The organism is Peribacillus sp. NPDC097895, assembly GCF_050277555.1.
In the GTDB taxonomy this organism is placed as follows: Bacteria; Bacillota; Bacilli; order Bacillales; family DSM-1321; genus Peribacillus.
The window spans coordinates 59,756-85,748 of record NZ_JBNNSH010000005.1; the positions used below are offsets into that span (position 1 = coordinate 59,756).

A 25,993-nucleotide genomic window follows, 5' to 3' on the forward strand; every position below is an offset into this window, starting at 1 on the left:
TTGAACAATTGTGAAATTTCTGTAGTATTGAATCTAGAAAGTTAAATGAAAGGCAGGTAGACAAAAATGGATCACCTCACCTCTGCACTCTTGTCTATTTATGATCAGCTTATTGTTACAGATAAAAAAGGCACCATCCTGGAATCGACCGGAACAAGAAATTCCTTATTCCATCCAGTCAAATCTGCTAGTGCCGGTGGTTCTATCAAGGATGTGGAACAAGATTTATTTTCTATGAGCTTGGCAGAAGAGGTAATGGGCAATGATGAAAAAAAAACTTTCATGCAGTCCACATGGGAGGGTTTCGAAATACTGGTGACGGCATACCCGATTGAATCAGGGAAATGGGTTTGGGCTTACAAAGAAATTAAAGACTCTTACCCAGATACATCAGGGATTCAATCCGGGCCATCGGTGGAATCGAAAAAGCTATCTTTCCCTTTTGTAATCCATAGTAAATCCATGCATGATGTTCTTCATAAAATGCAAATGGTTTGTGATGTCAGCGCAACAGTCCTATTATTGGGGGAATCCGGAGTAGGAAAGGAAATGGCTGCCAGGGCCATACATAATATGGGGAACAGAAGCGAAGGACCGTTTATACCTGTCAATTGCGGCGCAATCCCGGAAAACCTGATTGAAAGCGAACTGTTTGGCTATGTAGAAGGGGCTTTTACCAGCGCAAGGAAAGGCGGCGCCATGGGAAAATTCACACTTGCCCATAAGGGTATCTTATTCTTAGATGAAGTGGGCGAGTTACCGCTTAACGTACAGGTAAAACTGCTTCGTGTCCTTCAGGAGCGCGTTGTCACACCAATTGGTAGTTCGACCTCCCACCCTGTTGATATTCAAGTAATCGCCGCGACAAATAAATCTCTCGAAAAAATGGTGAAAAAAGGGGAATTCCGAGAAGACTTATATTATCGTCTTCATGTCGTACCGATTCACCTTCCTCCGCTTAGGAATCGTGTAGATGAAATCCCCTATCTAGTTCAATTTTTTTTACAAAAGTACAATACACTTTACAATCGGAAGGTTGCTTTCACCCCGGATGCCATTGACATGCTATGTATCCACCAATGGCCCGGTAACGTGCGCGAACTTGAAAATATAGTGGAAAGGCTTGCGATTACAAGCGGAAAACCGGAAGTGGATGTTGCAATGGTCAAAGAGGTTTTGCCTCTAAAAGAGTCCAAACCCACTTCAACACCAGTTATCGATTTTCTAATGCCGCTGCAAGAAGCATTCGACCTTGTGGAGGAACAACTGATCAACATGGCAATGGAACAATACAAATCATTAAAATTAGCGGCGAAGGTATTGGAAGTAAGCCAGCCAACGATGAGTAGAAAATATAAAAAAATACGTAATAAAATTGAAGAGGCTCGCCTTTCACCAGTGAATAAACGGGCCATTTTAGAAGAACAAATAAATAAACGGCTCCGTTCCATTGCCGTAGTGACTGCAGCAATCATTCCCGCTGAAGAGGTTATCAGTCTACAAAAAAACATGAACCGCTCAAATTCCTATTCACAAAAATTGAAACAAAAGCTTACCATGATTCAAGAAAAGGAAGGCGTCATTGAATGGGTCTTTATCTTTAGCATGACGGAGGATGGACGTCTGATTCACCTCGTTGCAGATAAAGGCTTTGTAATTGAACCAATGGAAGAATATATCGGTCCGCCAGAAATGATGAATGTTGCTTACCAGGCCTTTAATGGTAAAGCAGGTGTTACTCCCATATACGAAGACAAGTACGGTGATTGGAAAACAAGCCTTGCACCAATTATTGATGATGACGGCAATATAGTTGCTATTGTCGGATGTGATTACAGCAAATCCTATATTAATTCGGAAATGCAACGTCTCAGTAAGCAACTTAAAATACATATTTGATTTTAGGGTGCAGCATACCGGGACCTCTTTTTTCAAATGGCAACATTATCACCTTACATTATTAAGATGGGACCTACGGAAAAACTCATATATTCATGCAAACGATACAGGACATCACTATGGAAAAGCCCATATTCAGGCTTTTCCTTAATGCACAGTTTGTGTCTTATGCGACATGAAAGAACTGTTCTCCTCATGAAGCTAACCTGCCCTTTCGCTCCAAAAGAAAAAAGAGCTGCCAAAGCAACTCTAGAACCTGTTAGTTCTATAAGATATTTTCAATGTTTTTCACTTTAACAAAGAATAAATATTGGTATCGAACGGAACATCATTTTGATACATATAATTTCTCAAAGTTCCTTCATTTACAAATCCTAATTTTGTTAGCAACTTATTAGATGCTTTATTTTCAACAAAAACAACTGCTCCGATACGCATTATACCAAGCTCATTAAAACCATAGGAAATCACTTTACTAACAGCTTCCGTTGCATACCCATTGCTCCAATGTACAGGAAAAAGTGCATAGCTTATTTCTGCTCTCCTATGTTCAGGAGACCACTCTTGAATTCCAATTGTTCCGATAATACCCTCCGTACCTTTCTTTTCAATTCCCCATTTAATACCGCTTTTTTCATCATAATTCTTCGAAAAATTCCTGACAATTTGTTTAACCTGATCTATACTCGTTAATGGATATTGTCCGTAATAACGTAATACATCTGTATTAGAGAAACAATTTAATATATCTATTGCGTCAGATTCAATAAGTTCTCTCAAAACTAACCGCTCAGTTTCTAATATAGGAAACATTCTCCCACCCCCTTGTGATTTTTATCTACCCCGATAGATTAAGAAAGTTAGTCACTGGCAAACGAAATGAACTATACACGATTTATTAACATTGACACAATTCTCAAATACTCCTTTTCATCTTTCATTTGGTGCCCTCTTATCTTTTAAATTTTACCATAAATATCCATATTCAAGTGAATACATTCCAAAATTCATCTTCCGTGGCTGGTGATCTATTCTTAATTTTCTCTGAGTTAAGATAACTGCAATAGTTTCTACGCTGAGGGATTTTCCTTGAGAAAGCAATAAAAAAAGCACCCCTTATTCAAGAAGCGCAATCATCAGCTCTCTAACGTCAACTATAATAACCTTTAACACCAAACTATTATTCGATAGGGTGTGGTTTGGGAGGGGATGCTTTTTGTAGCAGGTCCATAGATGACAATTAGATTTCGATTATCAGGGTTTCTTGAAAAGGGTTGACCATTTGTTAAGACGATTTGAGTATATGAAGATATATTTAAACGTAATTGGCCATCACTGCTCTCTAACTGACTGTTAAAATAGTCCACTTTCACATTCTGATATGGACTATCCTTTACCATGACAAGTGCTCGATATTGTGGTGGGAAAATAAGCGGAACAGGTGCATTCGCATCATAATATCCAGTTACCCTATCCCCTACTGACACGATTACATGGTCTACAAAGTAAGTTGTAGGTGATACAACGAAATTCACTAATGCTCCTCCGCTTTCTACAGATACTAATTTATAACAGCCTTCTCCTTCACCGTTTAGCCCTATTGTAAAATCACTAATCATGGTGACGGTCCCATGAAAAAACTTAAAATTTATCATACTCATACCTCCATTGATTTAAGGCAGTAGCGGACCCTTTGACTTGGAAATATGACCTCTTCCCGTTGGAGATGGTGCTGTCATTTACCTAACTAGTTGGCGAATGACTTAATAATATCGTTTTAATTTATGTGCAATCACCTAAAGTGATGACCTTGAAATCAAGAAAAAAAGTTGCATCCTAAAAAAAAATCATTAAAGTCCTCCTTCCAAGCCGACAATTTTCACCCCTCTACTCCAATCACCCGTGATTTTTTTCATTCATTATTTATGTTCGTGATCCTGAGCTCTCCATCTTTATTAAATGTTAAATAATTTTTGAGCGCCTTCCACTCGCCTCCCTCCTATTTCCTCACCGTGCTCCTGTATACGATACAAATAAAAACAATCAGCTAAGGATTGTTTTATGTTCATTCCCTCATTTCCAATACATTTCCTTGCCATTCTAAGTCTTTGCTTATATCATTCAAAACGATTCCAACTTAATGGTATGAGTTGCTTATAGATGTCCAAAATAAGATAAGGAAAGATGGAAATGGAGGATCTGGTCATTAAGGTAAATAATAAAATTTAAAAAATATATTGAAATATCAATTTTATTTAGATATAATACGATACGGTCTTAAATATTAGTTTGTGTATAATTTTTAGAAAATTTAATAATTTTACACAATAGTAAATTTTGGTTTTATGGAGGTTATCATTTGTCTAATAAAGTACCATCTTCATTTATAGTAGTGATTGGTTTCATGTTATTCGCGCTATTCTTTGGGGCAGGAAATTTAATTTTCCCGCCGATGCTTGGTCAATCAGCAGGAACGAATATCTGGATTGCTAATGCTGGGTTTTTAGTAACAGGGGTTGGATTACCGTTACTTGGTGTATTGGCACTTGGTTTTTCAGGTAAAGATGATTTACAATCTTTAGCAAGCCGCGTTCATCCAGTCTTTGGGATTGTATTCACAACCATTCTTTATTTAGCCATTGGTCCATTATTTGCAATGCCTAGAACAGGAAACGTTTCATTTGAGATAGGTGTAAAACCATTCTTGCCCGAAAATCCCGGACCGCTTCCTTTACTTATTTTCACCATCATCTTTTTTACAATTACGTGTCTTCTTTCGCTCAATCCCGCGAAAATTGTCGAAATTGTGGGGAAAGTTTTGACACCTATCAAGTTAACGTTCATTGGAATCCTAGTGGTGGTAGCTTTTCTTCATCCAATTGGAGATTTTCAAGCTCCAGTTAAGAACTATACCATTCAACCCTTTTTTAATGGGTTTAAAGAAGGTTATTTAACAATGGACACACTAGCCTCTTTTGTTTTTGGCATCATTATCATTAATGCCATTAAAGAAAAAGGTGCTAAAACAAAAAAACAAATAATGATTGTTTGTGGAAAAGCAACAGCCATTGCTGCCATTATCCTTGCAACCATTTATACAGCTCTTTCTTATATGGGTGCTTCCAGTGTAGGAAAACTTGGTCACTTGGATAATGGAGGTGTAGTTTTAGCCAAAGTCTCGGATTACTACTTTGGTGCGTATGGCGGAATATTATTGGGATTGATGATTACTGTAGCTTGTATAACAACGAGCGTTGGACTTATTACATCCTGCTCGACGTACTTCCATAAGCTATTGCCAAACCTGCCTTACAAAACAATCGCTATTAGTTTATCGATTTTCAGTGCTATCATCGCGAATATTGGCCTAACACAATTAATCGCCATTTCCGTCCCTGTAATGACGGCCATTTACCCGTTAGCCATTGTGTTGATTTTCTTGACATTTTTTCATTCTTTATTTCATGGGAGACCTGAAGTTTATCAAGGAAGCTTACTTTTAACATTCATCGTCAGTTTATTTGATGGATTAAATGGAGCCGGAATTCACATTTCAGTCATTAATGATTTCTTTAATGAAATCCTGCCTTTGTATGAGGCAGGGCTGGGGTGGATTATCCCTGCTATTGTTGGAGGATTCATCGGGTATGCCAGCAGCATCTTACGCTCGAAATTCGGTCATAATCATCAAATAGATTAAACAAAAAAAAAGCAGCAATAAAAAATCTGTCCTGGAAAAATGCCTGGACAGATTTTTTTGTTTCGCTGGATTTTTTGCCGCTAGGACGGATTCTTCCTCTGTAGAATGATTTTCCTGCAATAAATCGAATTTTCCCGCTGTAGGACAGTGTATTGCATTAATTTGTGGTTGCACTCGACTTTTTATAGCATATACCATTCTTAGGTTTGCATCCATTTCAGCTTTTGCAAAATAAAAAAGGTCCCTTGTCATTATCTTTTTATTTCATATCGTAACTTCTTCAGCTGTTGAAAAATCTGCCCCCGATGATGTGATTCATGTTCAAGCAAATGGTAAACGACCCACTCAGGTGTGACGTCATATTTTTCAAGCACTCTTGGTTTACGCCAATCATTTAGATCCATTGAACGAAAGGTTGAAAGGAATACTTCACGCACCTTATTCAGGCGGTCAAAATGTTCTTCCAAAGTTTGTCCTTCAATGTGGGTTAGGGCGCCATCTTCAGAACGGCTTTCTAATGGAAACAATGCGAGTATTTCCGAGTCCCATTCCGTAACAAGTACCTCTTCGTATAACCAATCTGCTTCAACTAAAGCTATGTGATATAACAACGAACCTATCGTTTGCCTTTCATCCATTTTCGTATCAAGTATATTTTGGCTGATTCCCGTTAATTCCGTTATAAGCGTACGGCGAACATCTTCCAAACACCATAACCACCGTCCAATTTCTTCTTCGTATTCAGGTAATGCTGATACCCTTAATACTCTTTTCTCCAACAAAATCAACCTCCTCTCATTCCACGTACATTCTATTAAAAAATGGTTGTTTCCTTCTTTTCAACAGAATTACATGGTTTTTAGGTTTATTTAGGGTGACATCAAGACAAAAAAGAGCAATCCTTAAGATTACCCTCTTTTTTGTTTATGTTTTTTCGTTTTAAGTTATCTGATTTCGTAAATCAAGATTCATTCCTCAAAAAAAGATTGGCCCTCATCCCCTCTGATATACGCCTGCCTTGTAAATGATCCTGTTCCCGTCCTTGTTCAACCATTATCCGTTGCTCCAGTTTTTGAGCATATAGTGCATAGCCGATCCCATGAGCTTGAAACATTGCTTTTTCCATTGCCGACGTGTACGTTAGATCGAGAAAATTAATGAAGCATCAATCCTTCCATATTGAATTCCGTACTCATCTTATCATTGAAAATAATATGTTACAAAGTTGCTGTGGCTCCATATTAACTGATAATTCAGACTACAGACCGATTGTACTTCTCTCCCAGCACGGAAACGCCAAATCCCTCTTATTTCCTCTATTTTCCTTTTCAATTACAACTTCACATTACATGAAAATTAAAAATCCCATTAACAAATCAGTTGTTAATGGGACTGAATGTTTATTTATATGAACCGAAAATTTCCTTTGCCAATCTACGCCCCGTAGGAGTGGCAGCCAGGCCGCCCTCTGCCGTTTCGCGAAGTGCAACTGGCATGGTTAATCCTATTTTATACATGGCATCGATCACCTCGTCACATGGAATGCGGCTCGTAATGCCTGCAAGTGCCATATCAGCTGCCGTAATTGCGTTGGAGGCACCCATTGCGTTACGCTTCACGCAAGGAACTTCAACCAATCCAGCCACTGGATCACAAACCAATCCGAGCATATTTTTCAATGTGATTGCCATCGCTTCTGCGGCTTGGCTTGGTGTACCTCCGGCCAGTTCCACAATCGCAGCTGCAGCCATCCCGCTTGCCGATCCCACTTCTGCTTGGCAGCCACCAGCCGCTCCAGAAATGGAAGCATTGTTTGCAACCACGAATCCGAAGGCTGCGGAAGTGAAAAGAAATTCAATCATCTCTGCCCGCGTCGGGTTTAATTTTTCTTTCACGGCAAATAATGTGCCGGGAACAACGCCGGCAGAACCTGCAGTCGGAGTGGCACAAATCATTCCCATTGCTGCATTCACTTCGTTCGTGGCAACTGCTTTACTCACGGCATCCAATAATAAATTGCCTGCAAGTGCCTTGCCCGACTTGATATAATTTTGCAAAAGAACAGCATCTCCGCCCGTCAGGCCTGTCACGGACTGCACTCCTTTCAGACCTCTTTCCACCGCTTGTTCCATCACTGTCAAATTCCTGTCCATCTTTTCAATGATCTGTTCTCTCGACAAGCCTGAGAACTCCATTTCTTGTAAAATCATGATTTCCGCGATTTTTACATTTTTACTTTCAGCAAGTTCAACCAACTCTGCTACATTTCGGAACATGTTTTTACCTCCATATCTATGCCAACACTTTTAATGATTATCATTCAACCATCCTTATGACTTGCGACACATTTTCCAATCCTTCAATTTCCTTCATGATATCGCTCTTGATTTTCTGATCGACCTCAATCACCATGAGGGCCATTTGACCTTTTTCTTTTCGTGAAACTTCCATATGTCCTATGTTAATTTCATGATTCGCCAATACTGTCGAAACGGAAGATATGATTCCAAAAACATCGTTGTGCACGACTAGAATGGCTGGGTTTTCACCCGACAATTTAAGCTTGAACGTATTCAACTCCGTTATTTCTATCGTTCCGCCGCCAATTGAGATTCCCACAAGTTCTAATTCTTTATCTTCGTCGAACAGTCTGATTTTGACTGTATTAGGATGATCCATCACAGTATCCTCGATTGTAAAGGAAACTTCCATACCGGCTTCTTCCGCTATCGTTAAAGAAGCAGGGATTCTTTCATCATCCGTATCAAAATCCAATATCCCGCCTACGACGGCAACATCCGTACCGTGTCCCCTGTATGTTTTTGCAAAAGAACCATATAAAGAAATAATGGCTTTCTTCGGTTGCTTTCCGAATAATGTCCTTGCTACTCTGCCAATTCTGGCAGCTCCTGCTGTATGTGAGCTTGAAGGTCCAATCATGACTGGACCGATTATATCGAATGCAGATCTATATTTCATTTGTAATGCCCCTTTTCTGGCCATATATTTTGTTAACTGTCTTTCAACTCAAATAAGGGTGAATGAAGAACAAAAAGCGGCATAATTACTATATTAAGATATTTTTATTATTCCTGCAATGTAAACCCTTTCATTGCCTATCCCATATTAACATATATTACATTGCATACCTACCAAAATTTTTATTTTTTAACGCGGTTTGATTTTTCAGTATTTTAAGATAATTATGTTTCGATGATTAAAGCATAAAAAAAGCAGCCATCAGGCTGCTTCCCCTTCTATGCCAAACCTAACTCGCTTTTTTCTCACCCTTGGTATTCGCGGCACCCCAAATCTCGGACGCCCATTCAGGATGATCGATAAATGGATTGCGGTTATTCTGCCAGTCATAAATGACATCATTACGATGGCTCTCGAAATCGTCGACAGGGTCGAGATCGTTCCATTTCAAAAGAGTCGACAGCTTTCCATGAAGCGGCTTCGGATACGTGTTGACTGTATCGGATAATTCAAGATCCAACTCACCGTTTCCTTCATAACGGACGGCCATGTAAAATATCATCCGGGCTATATCGCCTTTAACCTGGTTAGGCGGCTCCCATGAATCAGAATCAAACTTACATTCACATCCACTATATGTTTGACCACCCTCGTCGAAATCAAGATGGCCCCGTTTGCCATTCACTGCTACATCAGCGGGACGGAGGTGATGTAGATCGGTCCCTGGGCCTTTGCTTGTTCCAAAATCACCGTGGGACTTGGCCCATACATGTTCCCGGTTCCATTGTCCCGCATTTCCCCCATTAGCGTTCTTCGAAATCGATTTTCCAGAGTAAAGCAAAATGACATTATTGCTGTTATCCGGATCTTCATCCGTTTCTTTAAGGGCATTCCATACTTGATCATAAGATAACATCGTATGACCCTTGATTATCGAATGCAGAACCGACTTCAATTCCGTTCCTGTTTTACCTGTCGCCGTTTCGTAGTATGATTCAAGCGGCATATCATTCGATACGGTCAAAGAGAAACGGACAACCACTTCCGATTGTTTGTCCTCAGCCTTGACTGCGACAAGGTATGTTCCCGCTTCATTTGTAGGAAGGGTTAATGTCGAACCGACAATTGTACCGATGGTGGATGAAAAGGTCAGTGGATCTCCATCCGGATCTGTTACGTGCTCACTCAAATCAACCGTGACCTTGGAACCGACTTTCACTTCTAAATTTGCCAAGTTTTTCGTTACGATAGGTGCTTGATTTTCTCTAGTGTCAAAAGGAGAAGCAATTGCTTCCCCTTTTGAATCGAAAAACTTGATATTCTTCGTGTCGACACCTTCCGTTACAGACCACTTCTGAACATTTTCAGCGCCTCTGATTTCTTTTACATTGGCGTTATCAATGATGACTTCCTTCACCGCCATGCCTCCAAAATCAATGACCGCTCCATCCTTACCCGGTTTGATCGTTACAGTTACATCTTTCAATCCAAGACCTTTCAGTACAGCATAGGAACCTTTTAACAAGATACCTTCTTCGATTTTGGACGTTTCATCAAGATCGATCAAAGCACTAGGTGAATCAATCGTAAGTTTTTTTGTTTTAACGTTCGTTAAATGATACGTTTTGTCTGGAGCAACTGGTTCAACTCCCCCTGATTCAGTTAAAGCGGTTTGAATCAATACAGGGTCGTGATCACTTGCCCGTCCATGCACTTCCATGAAGGATGAGTTAATATGGACAATATCGACTTTCGTTGCAGCCGCCATATTATTTGATACCAGGATATGATCCAGTACTTGGGAATTACCTTGATATGTGTAAGAATAACGTTTTTCAAAAGGGACCTTCTCGATCATATTGGTTAAGTCATTACCCTTTAATGTTTTAAGCGGTGCCGAAAATTCATAGTCATTGAAATCTCCAAGCAAGACGATATTTGCCTTGGCATCCTGTGACTTGATATCACGGACAAACCCATTGACGATGGATGCAATTTTAAGCCTTTGCGTCTCACTTGAAAGGACAGGAGGTTGGTTCCTGCCGAATAATGGCTGATCGCCGCCCTTTGAATTAAAATGATTGGCCACTACCACTACACTTTCCCCTTTAAATTCGAATTGAGCGGCCAAAGGCTTTCGACTTGAAGTGAAAGCAGAATTAGTAGGCTCGATTCGTCCAGGGTTCAAGGTAAGCTTTCCGTCTTTGAAGGCTACGGATTGCGTCGCTGTCCCTTTCGTCCCCTCCGTTAATTTGACACGGTCCATATTATATAAAAAGCCTACACGGATATTCCCGCCAGGAGCCCCGCCATCAAGTTTATCTTCTGGCGCGATATCGATGAATTGATATTGTGGTCCGCCCAATGCTTTTATTTTGTCGGTCAACTTTTTGGCGCTTTGAGCAGAATCCGTTGTACCGCTATCTGTCGCTCCATCATTATCCTGCATTTCAGTTACGCCGATGATATCCGGCTGTTTAAGGTTAGTAATGATGGATGTTGCGATCGTTTCAACTTTCGCGTTAGCAGTTTGTGTGGAGAAATTTTCGATATTATAGGAAGCAATCGACAGTTTATCGGAATCCTTCTCTAAAGATGTCACTTCCCGAGCCGTACCGCCATCCTTCAACGTTGGCAGCTGATTTTTATCCGTCAATACCCGATAGTTGCTATACCCATAACTGATGACACCCGTAACTGGCCCTTCAAAAGAATCCCCTGTTTTCGCTACAAATGATTCATCATCCATATCCAAAGTAATTCTTTCAGGATTGAAGTCCGTTTCCGTTATTTTGACGCCCTGAACGGCAGTCGTCGTCTCCATATTTCCTGGAATCACGACCAATTCACCGTAGTCTTGTGGTGCAACCACTTTCGGATTATAAACTTGTACGAGCATCCCTTCCAAGCTCTCGTAAAAATCAATACCGTCTTCGTTTGGATTAAAGTCTGTCAATCTATCATCATCTATGTTTTCAGACGGCGGAGTGACATCTTTACCGATGATAATCGGTTGTGGCATCCCTTTTGTGCCAAGCTTTTCAATGGTCGTATTCGTCAATTCAGTTGTTGGCAGATCCGTCGTTTTCATCTCGGAATATCCTTCGATATACCACTCAACGACTTTACCGGCCACTTTGACATGGTCTCCCGCTTTTAGGCCATGTGTTTTGCTGTACACAAGTATTCCCTCTGAAGTCGTTAAGTCCTTATCCGGATTCGGATCTTGCATGTAAAAGTTATTCGCATCTTTTACATAAGTGACGACACCTTCCACATCTGATACGAGTTGATTCTCATACGATGAAAAATGATTCATCCCCTGGATATCACGTATCTTCAATTCATTGGTTTTGGTAACGGTATAGGCAAATGTGAAAACTTCCGATGTTTTGTCATTGACAGCGATTGCCTTTATGACCGTATCTTTCGTTAAAACGATAGGTTCAGTGTACATGGTACTTGAAGGAGTCGGAGTGGATCCATCCAGCGTATAATGGATCTTCGCTTCTTTCCAACCCGATTCAAGTGATACTTTTGTATTTTCACTAACCGTACCAGGAAAAATATCCGTGTAAACGGCCGGTTTGTTGACTAGTTCATAATCTTCAAGACCACGCGGCTTCAATTGATACGTGTCATTGAACTGCGATGCGATTCCGGTAACGGAAATGACATCGCCTTCCTTAAAGCTCTTCAGGAAGTCATCATAATTCGAACCGTTCCGGTTATCATGACGAACGATCACAGAGTTTCCTTTAGCATCTGTCGCCTTGAATTCAAATGTTCCGTAAGTCCCCGATGCTGCCAATCCTGTAATGGTTGCTTCTTCAATCGTGACCAACTCACCTTGTGTATCCCCATTGACGCCGGATGCATCAACTTTTTGGATTTCAGGAAGCTCATTCCCTGAAGAGACGACTTCCAAAGAGGTTGGTTGAATTTGTAATTCTTTATTATAAGCGGATACTTGGCCGATTAAACGAACCTCATCCCCTTGCTTTACATCCGCAGGCCATGAAGAACCATAAACATATAGCCCAGCCGTTTCATCTTGGATATAAAAGCCTTTTCCTCCCCAAAAGCCGAGCCCTGTCGTAACCACCCCATCAACCTGCACGACATCTTCGGTATTCGTTCGTGCCTCGGCAATGGAGTCCAGAACCTTCACATCAGGCTGTTCAGGAGTTGTTCCTCCATCAGAGATGATGGTGTAATCCGTTGCGGATTTAAGACCAGGTACGGAAAAATATTTTTCCAGTTTTCCCGTTATCGTCACCTGTGCTTTGAGTAATTCCGGATGGTCGACTAGATTCAATGCCGTACGAATGTTTCCGGACGGAAGCTGGACAGGCATGATTTTCTTTACATCCGTTTCATCCGGATTATCCGCTATTCCAATATTCGTACTTTCAGTAAAGGGTGATGTTTGTTGATAGCTTGTACCGCTTTTAGCTGTGCCGACGATGTACCCCTTCACCGTCGCCGTTCCGCTGTTATTATTAATGGCTTCCGCTACCGTTATTGTCCCTTCCGCTTTCGCATTGGCTGCATATGGCAAAATTGTTGATAGCACGAACAATATGGCAAAGAAAAGCTTGCTTATCCCATTCTTCTTCAAGATCTCAACCCCTCCAACTTTTTACGTACAGCATATTATAAGGTCCGAATCAAGCAGCTTTCATTGCGATTCCGTTTAAAGAATGGTCTCGCCATTCACGGTGACACCGCTCATGTTCACGGTTTTACCTTTAAGCCCCGATAAATCCAAATTCCCCTCGACTGTAACATTTGAAAAAGTAAAGCTATCAGGAGGAGTTCCTGTTAATTGAAGATTCCCTTTTACCACTGCATCTTTTAATGAAGCGAAATCCGTGATGTCCACAACCACATTACCTTCATGTGTTTTCGGTGCATCAGCCGTTCCTCCAAAGTCTTTCGCCAATATTACAGTCGGCTCTGTAGAGTTTCCGGCCACATCTTTAATGCGTCCCTCGATGCTTGGATCGACCGTTTTCAAACCACTTACATAATCCCGTAGATTTTCCCAATCGGAGAGCCCAAGATCCGTCACTCTTCCTTCTTCATAAGCCTTCTTGAAAACGGTGAATCCATCTCCGCCCTTAGCTGTAAAAGCGTTGGTTGCCACGACATATACCTTTGTTGCATCCAATTCGGAATAAGTTCCATCTTGGCCCAGGACTTCAATCTTGTTCACTCTATTGCCTGCTTCCTTCGAACTATCGTAGCTGAATTTCATTCCTGATACATGCAGAAAGCCACCATTTTCCTTAGGTGCCAGGCTTACACTATGCTCTAATGCTTCCGTGATTTCTGCACCCGTCAGCTTCATCGTCGCCAGTGTATTCCCAAACGGTAAAACGGTAAGTATTTCCCCCAAAGTGATTTCACCTTGATCGATGGAAGCACGGATTCCCCCGCCATTTTGGAAAGCGATGACCGCATCCTTATTAAACTCTTTTGCTTTACTGAGCATTCCATCCGTAATTAAATTGCCCAGTTCCGTTTCATTTTTACGAACACTCGGATTCGTTTCAACGCCTCCATCACGCGGACTTTCCAAGGCCTTCACAGCGGTTGCCCCTGTCTTCTTTTCCTTCAGCTCCTTAATCTTCGAGGAGTAAGTTTCGAGCTCTTTTGCCGCTTCAGCATCATCCTGTTTTTCAGCAAGCTTGATCAGCTTACCGGCTTGTCCGACAATCTTACCTTTCTTATCAAAATTCACATCGACCGTTCCTAAAAAGTCACTATACTGATACCCTTGAACAATGACAGTCGGCTCTTTCTTTTTCCCTTTATCATCCTTGTCAATAACCACCGGAGCATCTAACTGCGTATGGCTATGCCCGCCCACAATCACATCGATCCCTTTGACCTTGGCAGCTAATGTTAGATCATTGTCATAGGCTGCATTGTCATCATAACCAATATGGGAGATGGCAACGATCTTATTCACACCCATGCCTTCGAACGCTTTGACCGCTTTTTCGGCTTCTTCAAGATAGTTTTCAAATTCAATACTTCCAGGACTTGAAATATCCTTCGTTTCTTCAGTCGTAAGCCCGAAGAACCCTACCTTTTGACCATCCACTTCTTTCACGATTCCATTGTAGATCTTCCCTTGCTCTGGTTTACTAGAAATCAGATCCGTGAATAGCCCCTTGAACTTGTCATCTTTGGAGAAGTCCACATTCGAGCTGACAAATGGGAACTGTGCCCCTTTAACAAAGTCAGCCAATGCTTGATGCCCTTCACCGCTTGAACCCAAATCAAACTCATGATTTCCAAATGTCATGACGTCATATTTCATTAAATTCATGAAGCGAAGATCTGCTTGTCCCTTGAATTCATTAAAATAAAGTGTTCCCGAGAAGACGTCACCAGCATCCACCAAAAGTGCTTGCGGCTTTTCCTTACGCACTTCTTTAACAGCTGTCACCCTTTTAGCCACATTGTCCAGGTGGGCATGCGTATCATTCGTATGCATCAAGGAAAGCGTGATGGCCTTCGGTTTTAAAGCCTCTTTAGCAGCAGCCACTTTCTTATCAGCCAGCGCTATTTCCTCTTCGAATTTCTTTCGATCCGAATCCTTGATTCCATTGAAATGAATGGCGGCCCTCGCTTTTTTAGCCGTTTTAATCTGTTCTTTCGTTTTAAGCTCCCCGTTGGCAAGAGCAACATAAGCATTTACTCGTTTTTCCACTTCTTTTTTCTTTTCAGCATATACCGCATCATCATACTTACCTGTCACTTCTTTTACATAAGCATGGATGGCTTTACCGAGCTTTGATGTTTTGCTGACCTTTTTCAACTGTGAAGAAACGGTTTTCATCCGATTGTCCGCGGTCTTTAATTCACCTTTCTTGACCCAATAAGCTACTTTTTCATAGTAGTACGGCACTTTTAGGTCACCGTTCAAAGCTGTTTTGATCGATTTAGTGAATTTATCATATAAAAGCTTTTCAATCTTCGCACCGTACACCGTATCTTTAATATCTTTGTCTGTCTTTTTCACGGATTTATCCAATGCATTGTATTGATCCCTGATATCATTGGATTTTTTGGCAATGACCGAATTCGTAAAGGCATTAATCGCCTTGTCATGAGCAGCTTTTGCTTTTTCAGCCGCTTTATATCCTTTTACATAGCCTTCTGAACGTGTGATATATTTATCATAGGCTTCGATTTCTTTGTATTTGGCATCTTTTTCTTTTTTGCTTAACATTGATTTTTTTATGGTAGAATTGATGTCTTTTTTAGCTTGTTTAGCCGACTTGATTTGTTTCTCGACAGTGGACACGGAAGCGAGTTTAGAAGAGTAGAAATAGGTATCGAATGGCTTTTTGATGGTTGCCTTCGCCGTCTTGATTTTACTGTTCAGGCTAGTAGCAGCATCTGATGGTGCCGGAGCTACTGCTACGATCGTTGTCGCGGCCATTACTGTAGCTGATGCAATTTTAAATATTTTCTTTTTCCCCATTAGAGTTTCCCCCCATTAGTTCTATATTGACATAATATTTTGTCAACCTATCCGTGAAATCGACATACTTTTCCAAAAACCTGAATAAGTGTTAATCTTTTTACACAAATCCCCCCTACTTTTTTCCTGTAAAGATTCGTGTATATCCTATATTACAACAAAATAATCCAATTTTAAAATAAATTTACAATATCACACAAAATATTAACAGAATATTTTCATTATATTTAATCCATAATACCTATTAACCGATTGAAGTTATCCCAATAAAATTATTTAATAGGATAATAGTGATAATATTTATTTAAATAAACTTTGGACTTTATACCTAAATTTACAAATGGTCATAAAAAAAGGGAGATATTTAAATCTCTCCCCAGTCTTTGATCTATGCCATATTGAATCAACCTGATGAATTTCAATCTATTTCTGCTTGACCTTCATTTGACCCACTTTCAATTGGAATTAATATCTCAAACTCGGGATTCTCTGACCCTATCAAGTCAAACTTATATAATTCCAACTTTATTGGCAGTTGGTCGTACACCTCCATGTTTTCCTCTCTTAATGGTCGATACCCACACTCTCTAATTCTATCTGATATCATTTCATAAGTGCTGGTTATATCTTCGCCCCTTTCATGTGTATGGCGGGCATACCATCGTTCGGGAATGTTCAATGATTCCATGCAATCCGGAACAGGATGACCATCAGACACTTCCACTGTGATATAATGCGTGAACCCACCTGGAATATTATGATAGTTAATACCCAGCAAAACATCGGGATCAATGATAGGTTGAACAAATCTAACGTTCTCTTTCATTTGGACATGCAAAGCGTGAATGCCGCCTTTTCCCGCTTCTTCAAAAGTGCCCTGCCACTTATAGCCGACAGCATTAAAAGCTGGTTTCTTAATGATTTCCAGTTTTACTTTTGTCATATTACCACCCCAAAATCCTTAAATATAAATCGATACATACTTACTTATTCTTCATTTTTCTTCTTTTACCTTCGATTAAAAGAAGTTTCTTAGATGGTGATAAACATATAAAAAAAGCTGCACCATCTTGAATAAAGTGTATTCTTTTATAAAAACCGAATGAATGCTGGATTTGGGTTTTCCTTAATGAACTAAAAGGGCGGGCTGTACCTTGAATGGTTTTGGAATATTGAATTTACATAATAACCAAGGAGGAATTTAATTGAAAATAGAGCAAAAATTAACAAAAGATGCCCGCTATCGTAGATTATTTGTTGCTTTATTAATGGTTTCATATTTCATTTTAGACTTCACTTTAATTAAGGCCGTTGTGTTTTCAATTTTTATTGTGATTATTGCTAGTTTGATTAGTCTTTTTGATAAGGGTAAAAATGTAAAGAATTAAACAAGGTGTTGACAAGCTTTCCTTCAACCTTGTTTGTTTAGCAAGAATCAAGTGAGTTAGCTTAAAAGTTGAACTATCGATCTTTTTTCAAAATGAAGTGTTTTTCTTTATCAAATAAGGATTTAATAGGTCTTTTTTAACAAACTTTTTCCAAAGTTACAGCAGATTGGATTACAGGTCAAATTATTCATTCAGAAGGAGGTTTAAAAGTTAAAAGGGGTTAGGTTCTAGAACCTTTTTGTTAAATGAAGGATTGTAATTAAACTAACAGGTGCGTTAACTAAAGTTCGGAGCTGTCTTTATCAACGCACCCTGACGTTAGCAATTGGTTCGGCTCAGCGGTACAACCTTGTAAGGCCCGCGGATACAACCGATCTTTACTTATAAATACGGATCTAGGCGTTTGGCAGCGATCAGATTTTGTTTTTATAATAATAACATAAACAGAACAAATGTTCTAGTTTAATTGTGTAAAATTATTACATTTTCCATTGGTAAAGTTAAAAGATATTGTTGATTGTCGTTCAATATGGGATTATTCTTCACTCTCTGACACGAGCTTTGTTAATTCCATAAAAAACGCCTCCGGTAGAGAAATTTACTAGTCTACTATATCCACAATGAAGAACACTTTTCCTTTATGGAATGGCAATTTCCATATTATACCGATGGAAACGACCCCCATTTGGCGGCCATTTGGATTTATATCGTTTTTTAGTCACCCTCTTCTACCCGGTTCACTAACTGCCTTCATCATAATGTTCTCTATGAAATCCATTTGTTAACTTTTCCAATTAATCATTCTTTATGAACTCTGATTCCAAACGATTATTTACGTTGTTATAAAAATCCGGTAATTCTTGTAGTGCATTTCGAAATGTTAATAGGATCATATCAATTCCAATCGCTTGAAGTTCCTGAATTTTGCTTACAACCGATTCGTAGCTGCCGATTAACCCTGTCCTGAATCCCTCATTATTTGCTACAAAGTCACTAATGGAAGAGGCATTTCTCCACATTCCTTTTGTATGTGTACGTTTTTTAAGTTGCGCTATTGCCGAATCATCTGCTTGTTCGATAATATACTGATATTCACTTGTTGCCTCCTCTTCCGTTTCTCTGGCAATAACAAAAGCATTTACGGCAAATTTTACGTTACGGCCATGCTTTTGTGCTACAGCATTCACATATTCCATTTGTTCTTTCAGTTCTTCCATTGAGGCTCCATTCATAAAGTAATGATCGGATAACTCCCCGGCCATCTCTTGGGAATCCTGAGAATTTCCCCCTTGATAGATGGCTGGATATGGTTTTTGAATGGGTTTTGGTGCCAATATGGCATTCTTTATTTGGTAGTAGTGTCCTTGATAAGAAAAATTATCGGTCGTCCACAATCCTTTTAAAACTTCTAAGTATTCCTTTGAACGTTTATACCGATCTTCATGCTTAATCCATTCTATTCCAAACATTTCTTGTTCTTCTTTGAACCAACCGCTGACCAAATTAATGTGAAATCTGCCATTTGAAATAATATCGATGCTTGAACTTACTTTTGCAAGGGTTGCTGGGTGAATGAACCCCGGTAGAACTGCCGCAATAAAATGAACGTTTTTAGTTTCCCCTGCCAAAGCAGTAATGACTGATAAGGGATCCAGTTGACCTCTATCCGTCGAGCCGCCTCCAATACTGCCAACATAGCGAGTTGCATAAAGGATGGAATCCACTTGTAACTCGTCTGCCATTTTTGCGAGTTTACGATTATATTCCATACTTCCGTCCGTGTTTTGCTGTACATTTGCCCGCAAGAAACCACCAGATAAATTAGCACCCCAGATTGAAAATTTCATATCCTTCCCCCTTACGTTTATGGACCTTCCTGCTCATAAAACCTTTTCTCCAAATAATGGGCGTACTGCTTGCCCAAATCTTTCTGCCTCCTCTAAATGAGGAAAACCAGATAGGATAAAATGTGTGACGCCAATATCGATATATTCTTGAAGACCTTCCCTCACTTGTTCAGGAGTTCCCACAATGGCTGTACCCGCTCCTTTCCTGATTTTCCCGATTCCCGACCAGCCATATCTACCAAAACGCTCATTGTTCCTCGTTAATTCATTCATCCGTTTTTGGGCAACAGAATCCGTCGTTTCATAGTAATGATTCATCTTATTCATCTTTTCCCTGTCAGCCTTACTTATTATTTTTGTGGCTGCCTCCCATGCTTCGCTCTCCTCATCCCGAACGACCACATGAATCCTGACACCATATTCTAATTGCCTTCCATACTTCTGCGCTCTTTGTTTGACATCATGGATTTGTTTTTCAATTTGCTCAGCTGGTTCGCCCCATTGCAAATAAACATCGGCAGATTTCGCTGCAATTTCCTTTGCTGCATCAGATGAACCGCCAAAATAAATCGGAATATTCGGACTTTTATGAATGCTTGGATTCAATACTCCATCGCTGATCTTAAAATAGTCTCCTATATGATTAACTTTCTCTTCCGTCCATGATTTTTGTACGACTTCAAGGAATTCACCTGTTCTGGCATATCGCTCATTATGCTCAACGAAGTCACCATCCTGCCCCAATTCTTTTGCCGAACCTCCAGTCACTACATTGACTAGCATTCTACCTTCTGAGAATTGATCAAGGGTCGAAGCCATTTTAGCCGCAACAGTCGGAGCAATGAATCCTGGACGAAATGCGATTAATGGCTTGATTGTTCTCGTATGATGAATGATGGCCGAACCCACTATCCATGAGTCCAGGTAAGGTATGCCCGTAGGAATTAATATCCCTTCAAAGCCGGCCTTTTCAGCTGCTTTCGCAACACTTATTATATAATCCAAAGTAGGCTTTCTCTCTGGCTCGTTTAGACCTAAGTATTCACCATCACCATTTGTGGGTACATACCAGTAAAAATGCGCAGACATTATAGGACCTCCTTATTTTAAAACCTCATAAGCATAATCAACGAGTTTCTGCTTATTTTTATAATTATTGTACTGGGCTGCATATGTTCTCACAGGATCGCCGGAATAAAATCGCTCATATAATTCATGCCTTGATGCAAGCGGACTCCCCAATAGATCCCACGTTAATTTAATTAATCGGGTCCTATCCTCGGCAGATGTCTCTGTACCCTGGTAATATTCTTTTAACAAGGGACCTATGGGACCTTCCAATTCTTTTATGCTGGATGGGACCTGTAATAGCCCCCCTGCACCAATCTGCTGGAGAATTTCCAACGCTCTTGGGTAGAATCTAGTTCCCAAATTCCTTGCTGTCGTTAAAAAATCTTGATTAGGAAGCAGTATGCCGTTATACATTTTTGCTTTATATTCTGAAGCGAGCAGTAAGGCTTTAATGGTTTCTAGCTGGATGATCAATTCTGCAAGCTTCTCTTTGACATGCAAAAATTGTGTTGCCCCAGCCGTTTCCGCTAATTCATTCCCGATTGCTACGACACTTTCCAGTTTGCTGACAAGTCTCACTACTGTTTGATGCTGGCTAAGCCGGGATGAAGGGGCATCACAACGAAGCTTCCATGCAAATTCCGGATCCTCATGAACCAGCACTCGCTCCCAAGGGATGAATACATCATCAAAAATCAAGACGGCATCCATTTCGTCAAAACGGGCACTTAGTGGGTGATCCTCCTCCCGTTCATCGGCAAATGACTCCCTGCAAACGATATGCAGTCCATTCGCATTGACAGGCACAAAGAAAACATTGGCAAATTCACGTTCATTTTCCCCTCTTTTGTGATAGGAAAAGATTAAAATTTCGTCAACATATGGAGCCGCTGTAGCAATCATTTTTGCACCTCGAACATAGATTCCTTCACGATCTTTACGACTGATATGTAAAATTCCCGGTTTCTTTTCCCCTGATGCTTTTGAGCGATCCTTTTGTGGATCATGCCCTGCCACCGTTGACAATAAATCGAGATTTCGGGATTGATAGTAATAACTTTCTATTTTTTCAGAAAAGCCGGGATGAGCTTCCTCATATACTGAACGGTTTGCAAACCAACCAGTAAATAGGGAACGGGAATATTCAGATAGCCGACTCATGACTCCAAAAGTCTGATCGGCCCAATATTGATACGCCAATCGTTTTTTTTCCAGATCTTCGTGTGTTCTTGGAACAAGAAAGGACAGGTTCGCATCCATCCCTTCCTCCGTTTTGTATGTAAGCAAGGATTTACTTTCTGTTTTTGTCTGTAAATCGAGCAAGGATTGTATCGTATGGACTGTTCCTTTAAATGCAGGATGTTCGTCTACGTTTTTGATGATTTCCCCATCTAACCAAATGTTTCTCCCATCATTAAGTCGTTGAAGATACCGATTTTTTTTGATCATCACGATTCCCCTTTCCATTTAATCCCTCCAAAAAAAGCTGGAGTTTTTGTTTTAATGGCTCTTTATCATAGGTTTCATACTGCAAAGCGAAGGTTCGAATGGGATCCCCTGTATACAGCCTTTCATACAAATCATGCCTCGACCCAAGAGTGCTTCCAATCAGTTCCCAGCCTACTTGAAATAAAGAGGTTTTAGTAGCGGCATCAACATTCGCTCCTCTAAAATACTTTTCCAATAGTGGAATAAGCTCGTTGCTGTCCTCTATTGCTGTTGAAGGAAGCTGGATGAAACCGCCTGCCCCGATTTGTTTTAAAATCTCGATCGCTCTTGGATAATGGCGGGTTCCCAAGTTACGGGCCGTTTGCAGAGGTACGAGCGCTGGCTGATAAACGCCATTCTCGTTTAGTGTACCTTGAACCTCTGAAGCAATAAGCAATGCTTCAATACTATCGATCTGGGTATATAATTCTCCGAGCTTTTCTTTCACATGCAAGAATTGGTCAACACCGATCGATTGAGCAATCGCCGTAGCCACCCCCGTTACGAACTGAAGCTTCGTAAGCAGGCGGACAACCGTCTGGTGATGGGCTAGACAATTTAATTGCTGGTGCCGCTGAGCTTGAAACACTCCTTCTACAGATCCCCTAATAAGTACACGCTCCCAGGGTATCAACACATCATCAAATATTAAAACAGCGTCCATTTCATCAAATTGTGCACTTAATGGATGTTTCTTTTGATCTATTGAGGCGAATGATTCACGACAGACAATTTGCAGGCCAGGAAGATTCAAAGGGATAATACACATATTGGCATGCTCCGATTTATCAGCAGTCAGTTTCTGATGTGGCATGATAATGACATCATGTGCATACGGTGAAGCGGTAGCTATCATTTTCGCACCTCTAACAACGATTCCTTCCTCCGTTTCCCTTATGACTTTCAATAAAGCATCTTCCTGTTCATCACTTGGCTTTGACCGATCGATCTGAGGATCAAGAATGGCCTGAATTACAATACGCCGTTCATCCCTAGCCTGTTCATAGTATGCAGTGATTTTTTCTGAAAATCCTGAATCAAATTGATTAAAGAAGTCCCTATCAATGAAGTAGCCTGTGACCATCGAATTCGCATAGTCGGATAATCGGCTCATCACTCCGTAAGTTTTCCGCGACCATAATTCAAAGGCCTCTCTTCTTGAAATCAGATCTTCCAAATCTTTAGGAATGAGAAAGGATTTATGAACAAATTCCTTTGTTTTTGGACTTACATACCCGACGATCTTTTGTTCCTCAGGTGAATCCAGCATATCTAACAAATGTGTTAATGTGTCTAAGGTGCCTGTGAAAGCATGATGGGCATATAGATCGTCTATTTTCTTTCCATCAAGCCAAACATTTCTGCCATCTTTCAAGCTTTCGGCAAGACGCTTTCTCTTATTGACCTTCATTAAGCAATAACCCCTCCCTGGATAATACAAAAGCCCTTGAAGGAGTATGGAACTGACTCCTAACAAGGGCTCTCGGTTGTCCGATAAGCTATAATTTTATGTTTACTATCATAATCCGATAAAATTAATTGGTCAAGTGCGATTTAACTTATTATCCATAAATAACCAAGAAAAATAACACTTGATAAATATTCCATAATCTTGTTATAGTTTAATTATTCCAATTGGAGAACTATACTATGAAAGCCTACCGGATAACCGGCGGCATGAACAAACCATGTTCATGCTTTTTTTTATACAAAAAAAGACAGAACCCTAAAAAAGAAAAGAGGTATTCCACATGAGAAATTCAATTTTATTTTTCATCATGTCCGTATTATTCGTCATGCTGCTTTCAGCTTGCACCACCGGCAATGGCAGTGAAAAAGCCGCGAGTGAAGATAAGAAAGAAATCATTTTTGGCTTCACTCCAGGTCCGTATAGTGACCAAGTGAAAAAAGGAATTGAACCCTACCTGAAAAATAAAGGCTATGCCATTAAGTATGTAGAAATCAGTGACCCAAACCAGCCAAACTTTGCCTTAGCGGAAGGCTCCATCGATGTAAATGTATTTCAGCATACTGCTTTTTTCAAGAATTTCATCAATGAAAACAAACTGGAACTTACCGAAACCATTAAAGTCCCAACAGCTCCTATGGGGTTATACTCAGATAAGCATGGCAGTAAGGATGAATTGAAGGACGGACAAAAAGTGGCAATCCCCAATGACCCTGCTAACGTGGCGCGAGCATTAAGAATGCTTGAACAAATAGGGTGGCTTCAATTAAAAAAGGGGTACGATCCCTTGACTGTATCCAAAAAAGATATCGTCGATCAAAAGGTGAAATTTTCATTTGTTGAGGTGGAGCAGGCTCAAGTTCCTCGAATTTTGCCTGATGTAGATTTTGCGGTAGCCAATGGGTATACCATCTTGGTATCCGACCGTAAATTATCTTCTGCCATTTATTTAGAGGATCCCCCGTTTGAATATCAAAATTTTGTTGCTGTAAGAACCGAAGATAAAGACAAACGATTCGTGAAGGAAATCATTGAAGCCTATAAATCTCCTGAATTTCAAAAAGCAATTGAAAGCAATAAAGAGTTTGAAGGATTTCACCGACCTGAATATTTTAAATGAATGATTTATAACACTTGAAGATTAGGAGGTCCTAGAATGATAAAATTCAATAATGTATGTAAGACCTTTTCTGTAAAAAATGAATTATTCACAGCCGTTTCCCATGTAAATCTTGATATTAAGGAGAAAGAAATATATGGGATCATCGGATTTAGCGGGGCAGGTAAATCGACTTTGCTGCGCATGGGCAACCTACTAGAAAAGCCTACGGAGGGTACGATAACGATAAATGATTCGATCCTTAATGATTTATCTGGTAAACAACTTCGAGAAGCACGTAATAAAATCGGGATGGTTTTCCAACACTTCAATCTCTTGGCAAATCGAACGGTACAAGGAAATGTTAGCCTGGCATTGGAACTTGCCAATGTACCAAAACATGAGCGAGCCAAAATTATAGCGGAGTCCCTAAAAATCGTTGATTTATCCGATAAAGCTAACCATTACCCTGCACAGCTTTCGGGCGGACAAAAACAAAGAGTAGCAATTGCCCGTGCCATAAGCACAAGACCTATTGTATTGCTTTGTGATGAGCCAACCTCTTCACTGGATCCACAAACCACTCAATCCATCCTTGCCTATCTAAAAAAAATAAACGAAACCTATGGTGTGACCATCCTGATCGTCACTCATGAAATGGATGTCATTCGAAGATTGGCAAACAGGGTCGCCGTCATGGAAAATGGGAAAATCATGGAAGAATTGAACTTAGCGGATAATAGAACAATACCCTCAACAAAAATAGGGAAAATTCTAATACAACATGAACTTGAAGAGGTGAAAGTAAGTGTTTGATAATATCATTTCCTTACTCCCTGAAATTTACGTAGGTATAGGCCAAACATTTTTAATGGTGGGAATAGCGATATTGGCAGCTATCTTATTGGGCCTTCCCATAGGTTTCATTACATTTTTAACTTCAAAGGAGCAATTACTTGAACATACGATCTTAAATAACATATTAAATGCAATGATCAACACGGTTCGTTCCTTCCCATTCATCATCTTACTCATTGCTCTTATTCCATTTACAAGAACAATATTGGGAACATCGGTAGGTCCGCTGGCCGCTTCCATCCCTCTATCGATAGCAGCCATTCCTTTTTTGGCCCGACTTGTGGAACAATCTTTACGTGAGGTGCCAAAGGGAACAATTGAAGCTGCCGTGGCGATGGGAGGAACGCCCGTCCAGATCATTATCAAGGTTTTATTATTAGAGGCGCGCTCCGGACTCTTGTTAGGTCTCACTGTAACTGCCGTTTCTTTCGTTTCTTACTCAGCTATCGCCGGAGTTGTAGGCGGCGGAGGAATTGGCGACTTGGCCATTCGTTATGGATACTATCGTTTCCAGACAGACATCATGATTACTACCGTACTCCTTCTTATCATCATTGTTCAATCCGTCCAATTCATTGGGAATTATCTATCTGCTAAACTTGATAAAAGGTGATTATATTCATGGCCTTTCTTTGTACGAAATCCAATGAAAGGCCATGAATTTCTCTTTAAAGCTGCTTGCACGGAAAAAATGC

The 25,993-nt window shown here is 40.2% G+C and carries 18 protein-coding genes; 6 read left to right on the top strand and 12 right to left on the bottom strand.

The window, feature by feature from the left end:
• The first annotated feature begins 66 nt into the window (after window positions 1-66).
• Window positions 67-1,899 (top strand): sigma 54-interacting transcriptional regulator, encoded by a 1,833-nt coding sequence (locus tag ACQKMH_RS21455; RefSeq protein WP_427589433.1) that lies wholly within the window; start codon window positions 67-69, stop codon window positions 1,897-1,899.
• A gap of 288 nt (window positions 1,900-2,187) precedes the next feature.
• Here the strand turns inward: ACQKMH_RS21455 and ACQKMH_RS21460 are convergent, their stop codons facing one another.
• Entirely contained in the window at window positions 2,188-2,712 is a 525-nt protein-coding gene (locus ACQKMH_RS21460; RefSeq protein ID WP_427589434.1) for a GNAT family N-acetyltransferase, read from the bottom strand.
• Window positions 2,713-3,065: 353 nt separating this feature from the next.
• Complete coding sequence (locus ACQKMH_RS21465; RefSeq protein WP_427589435.1) at window positions 3,066-3,554, bottom strand: hypothetical protein; 489 nt, start codon at window positions 3,552-3,554, stop codon at window positions 3,066-3,068.
• Between the two features lie 704 nt (window positions 3,555-4,258).
• Here ACQKMH_RS21465 and brnQ point away from each other — a divergent pair.
• Window positions 4,259-5,599, top strand: a complete 1,341-nt coding sequence (gene brnQ / locus ACQKMH_RS21470; RefSeq protein ID WP_427589436.1) for a branched-chain amino acid transport system II carrier protein — start codon at window positions 4,259-4,261, stop codon at window positions 5,597-5,599.
• Between the two features lie 251 nt (window positions 5,600-5,850).
• Here brnQ and ACQKMH_RS21475 read toward each other — a convergent pair whose 3' ends face one another.
• The 6 genes from ACQKMH_RS21475 to ACQKMH_RS21500 all read right to left on the bottom strand — a co-directional run bounded on the left by ACQKMH_RS21475 (window position 5,851) and on the right by ACQKMH_RS21500 (window position 17,022).
• Complete coding sequence (locus tag ACQKMH_RS21475) at window positions 5,851-6,378, bottom strand: DinB family protein (protein WP_427589437.1); 528 nt, start codon at window positions 6,376-6,378, stop codon at window positions 5,851-5,853.
• 621 nt (window positions 6,379-6,999) lie between these two features.
• Window positions 7,000-7,875: an L-serine ammonia-lyase, iron-sulfur-dependent, subunit alpha gene (gene sdaAA / locus ACQKMH_RS21480; RefSeq protein WP_096340651.1), complete on the bottom strand. Its 876-nt coding sequence runs from the start codon at window positions 7,873-7,875 to the stop codon at window positions 7,000-7,002.
• A gap of 40 nt (window positions 7,876-7,915) precedes the next feature.
• Entirely contained in the window at window positions 7,916-8,578 is a 663-nt protein-coding gene (gene sdaAB, locus ACQKMH_RS21485) for an L-serine ammonia-lyase, iron-sulfur-dependent subunit beta (protein ID WP_141994882.1), read from the bottom strand.
• A gap of 289 nt (window positions 8,579-8,867) precedes the next feature.
• Complete coding sequence (locus ACQKMH_RS21490; RefSeq protein WP_427589438.1) at window positions 8,868-13,199, bottom strand: endonuclease; 4,332 nt, start codon at window positions 13,197-13,199, stop codon at window positions 8,868-8,870.
• A gap of 75 nt (window positions 13,200-13,274) precedes the next feature.
• A complete protein-coding gene (locus ACQKMH_RS21495; protein WP_427589439.1) occupies window positions 13,275-16,079 on the bottom strand; it encodes a 5'-nucleotidase C-terminal domain-containing protein in 2,805 nt (934 codons plus the stop codon).
• Window positions 16,080-16,497: 418 nt separating this feature from the next.
• On the bottom strand, window positions 16,498-17,022 hold the full coding sequence (locus tag ACQKMH_RS21500; protein ID WP_427589440.1) for a GyrI-like domain-containing protein: 525 nt from the start codon (window positions 17,020-17,022) through the stop codon (window positions 16,498-16,500).
• 262 nt (window positions 17,023-17,284) lie between these two features.
• On the opposite strand from ACQKMH_RS21500, the gene ACQKMH_RS21505 reads away from it, so the two are divergent.
• The gene (locus ACQKMH_RS21505) at window positions 17,285-17,467 is read left to right on the top strand and encodes a hypothetical protein (RefSeq protein WP_427589441.1); all 183 of its coding nucleotides are present in this window, start codon (window positions 17,285-17,287) and stop codon (window positions 17,465-17,467) included.
• Between the two features lie 794 nt (window positions 17,468-18,261).
• On the opposite strand, the gene ACQKMH_RS21510 is transcribed toward ACQKMH_RS21505, so the two are convergent.
• Genes ACQKMH_RS21510 through ACQKMH_RS21525 form a run of 4 tightly spaced genes read right to left on the bottom strand, consistent with a single transcriptional unit; the run spans window position 18,262 to window position 23,284 of the window.
• Entirely contained in the window at window positions 18,262-19,314 is a 1,053-nt protein-coding gene (locus tag ACQKMH_RS21510; protein WP_427589442.1) for an LLM class flavin-dependent oxidoreductase, read from the bottom strand.
• Window positions 19,315-19,347: 33 nt separating this feature from the next.
• Window positions 19,348-20,403 carry an LLM class flavin-dependent oxidoreductase gene (locus tag ACQKMH_RS21515; RefSeq protein WP_427589443.1) on the bottom strand — a complete coding sequence of 352 codons (1,056 nt, stop codon included), beginning with the start codon at window positions 20,401-20,403 and terminating at the stop codon, window positions 19,348-19,350.
• A gap of 12 nt (window positions 20,404-20,415) precedes the next feature.
• Window positions 20,416-21,852: a 4-hydroxyphenylacetate 3-hydroxylase family protein gene (locus ACQKMH_RS21520; protein WP_427589444.1), complete on the bottom strand. Its 1,437-nt coding sequence runs from the start codon at window positions 21,850-21,852 to the stop codon at window positions 20,416-20,418.
• Window positions 21,800-23,284 carry a 4-hydroxyphenylacetate 3-hydroxylase family protein gene (locus ACQKMH_RS21525; RefSeq protein WP_427589445.1) on the bottom strand — a complete coding sequence of 495 codons (1,485 nt, stop codon included), beginning with the start codon at window positions 23,282-23,284 and terminating at the stop codon, window positions 21,800-21,802. The genes ACQKMH_RS21520 and ACQKMH_RS21525 overlap by 53 nt, the downstream gene beginning before the upstream one ends.
• 340 nt (window positions 23,285-23,624) lie before the next feature.
• Between ACQKMH_RS21525 and ACQKMH_RS21530 the strand changes: the two genes are divergently transcribed.
• From ACQKMH_RS21530 to ACQKMH_RS21540, 3 genes are read left to right on the top strand one after another with little or no spacing between them, the layout of a single operon-like run.
• Window positions 23,625-24,461: a MetQ/NlpA family ABC transporter substrate-binding protein gene (locus tag ACQKMH_RS21530; protein WP_427589446.1), complete on the top strand. Its 837-nt coding sequence runs from the start codon at window positions 23,625-23,627 to the stop codon at window positions 24,459-24,461.
• 36 nt (window positions 24,462-24,497) lie between these two features.
• A complete protein-coding gene (locus ACQKMH_RS21535; RefSeq protein ID WP_427589447.1) occupies window positions 24,498-25,256 on the top strand; it encodes a methionine ABC transporter ATP-binding protein in 759 nt (252 codons plus the stop codon).
• On the top strand, window positions 25,249-25,911 hold the full coding sequence (locus ACQKMH_RS21540) for a methionine ABC transporter permease (protein ID WP_427589448.1): 663 nt from the start codon (window positions 25,249-25,251) through the stop codon (window positions 25,909-25,911). The genes ACQKMH_RS21535 and ACQKMH_RS21540 overlap by 8 nt, the downstream gene beginning before the upstream one ends.
• Window positions 25,912-25,993: the final 82 nt, after the last annotated feature.

What these genes read in the sequence shown, in the direction of transcription:
- ACQKMH_RS21530 (WP_427589446.1), top strand. Translation starts at nt 23,625, where the DNA reads ATGAGAAATTCAATTTTATTTTTCATCATGTCCGTATTATTCGTCATG.
- ACQKMH_RS21520 (WP_427589444.1), bottom strand. Translation starts at nt 21,852, where the DNA reads ATGGAAAGGGGAATCGTGATGATCAAAAAAAATCGGTATCTTCAACGA.
- ACQKMH_RS21500 (WP_427589440.1), bottom strand. Translation starts at nt 17,022, where the DNA reads ATGACAAAAGTAAAACTGGAAATCATTAAGAAACCAGCTTTTAATGCT.
- ACQKMH_RS21515 (WP_427589443.1), bottom strand. Translation starts at nt 20,403, where the DNA reads ATGTCTGCGCATTTTTACTGGTATGTACCCACAAATGGTGATGGTGAA.
- ACQKMH_RS21455 (WP_427589433.1), top strand. Translation starts at nt 67, where the DNA reads ATGGATCACCTCACCTCTGCACTCTTGTCTATTTATGATCAGCTTATT.
- sdaAA (WP_096340651.1), bottom strand. Translation starts at nt 7,875, where the DNA reads ATGTTCCGAAATGTAGCAGAGTTGGTTGAACTTGCTGAAAGTAAAAAT.
- ACQKMH_RS21460 (WP_427589434.1), bottom strand. Translation starts at nt 2,712, where the DNA reads ATGTTTCCTATATTAGAAACTGAGCGGTTAGTTTTGAGAGAACTTATT.
- ACQKMH_RS21535 (WP_427589447.1), top strand. Translation starts at nt 24,498, where the DNA reads ATGATAAAATTCAATAATGTATGTAAGACCTTTTCTGTAAAAAATGAA.
- ACQKMH_RS21465 (WP_427589435.1), bottom strand. Translation starts at nt 3,554, where the DNA reads ATGATAAATTTTAAGTTTTTTCATGGGACCGTCACCATGATTAGTGAT.
- sdaAB (WP_141994882.1), bottom strand. Translation starts at nt 8,578, where the DNA reads ATGAAATATAGATCTGCATTCGATATAATCGGTCCAGTCATGATTGGA.
- ACQKMH_RS21510 (WP_427589442.1), bottom strand. Translation starts at nt 19,314, where the DNA reads ATGAAATTTTCAATCTGGGGTGCTAATTTATCTGGTGGTTTCTTGCGG.
- ACQKMH_RS21495 (WP_427589439.1), bottom strand. Translation starts at nt 16,079, where the DNA reads ATGGGGAAAAAGAAAATATTTAAAATTGCATCAGCTACAGTAATGGCC.
- ACQKMH_RS21525 (WP_427589445.1), bottom strand. Translation starts at nt 23,284, where the DNA reads ATGAAGGTCAATAAGAGAAAGCGTCTTGCCGAAAGCTTGAAAGATGGC.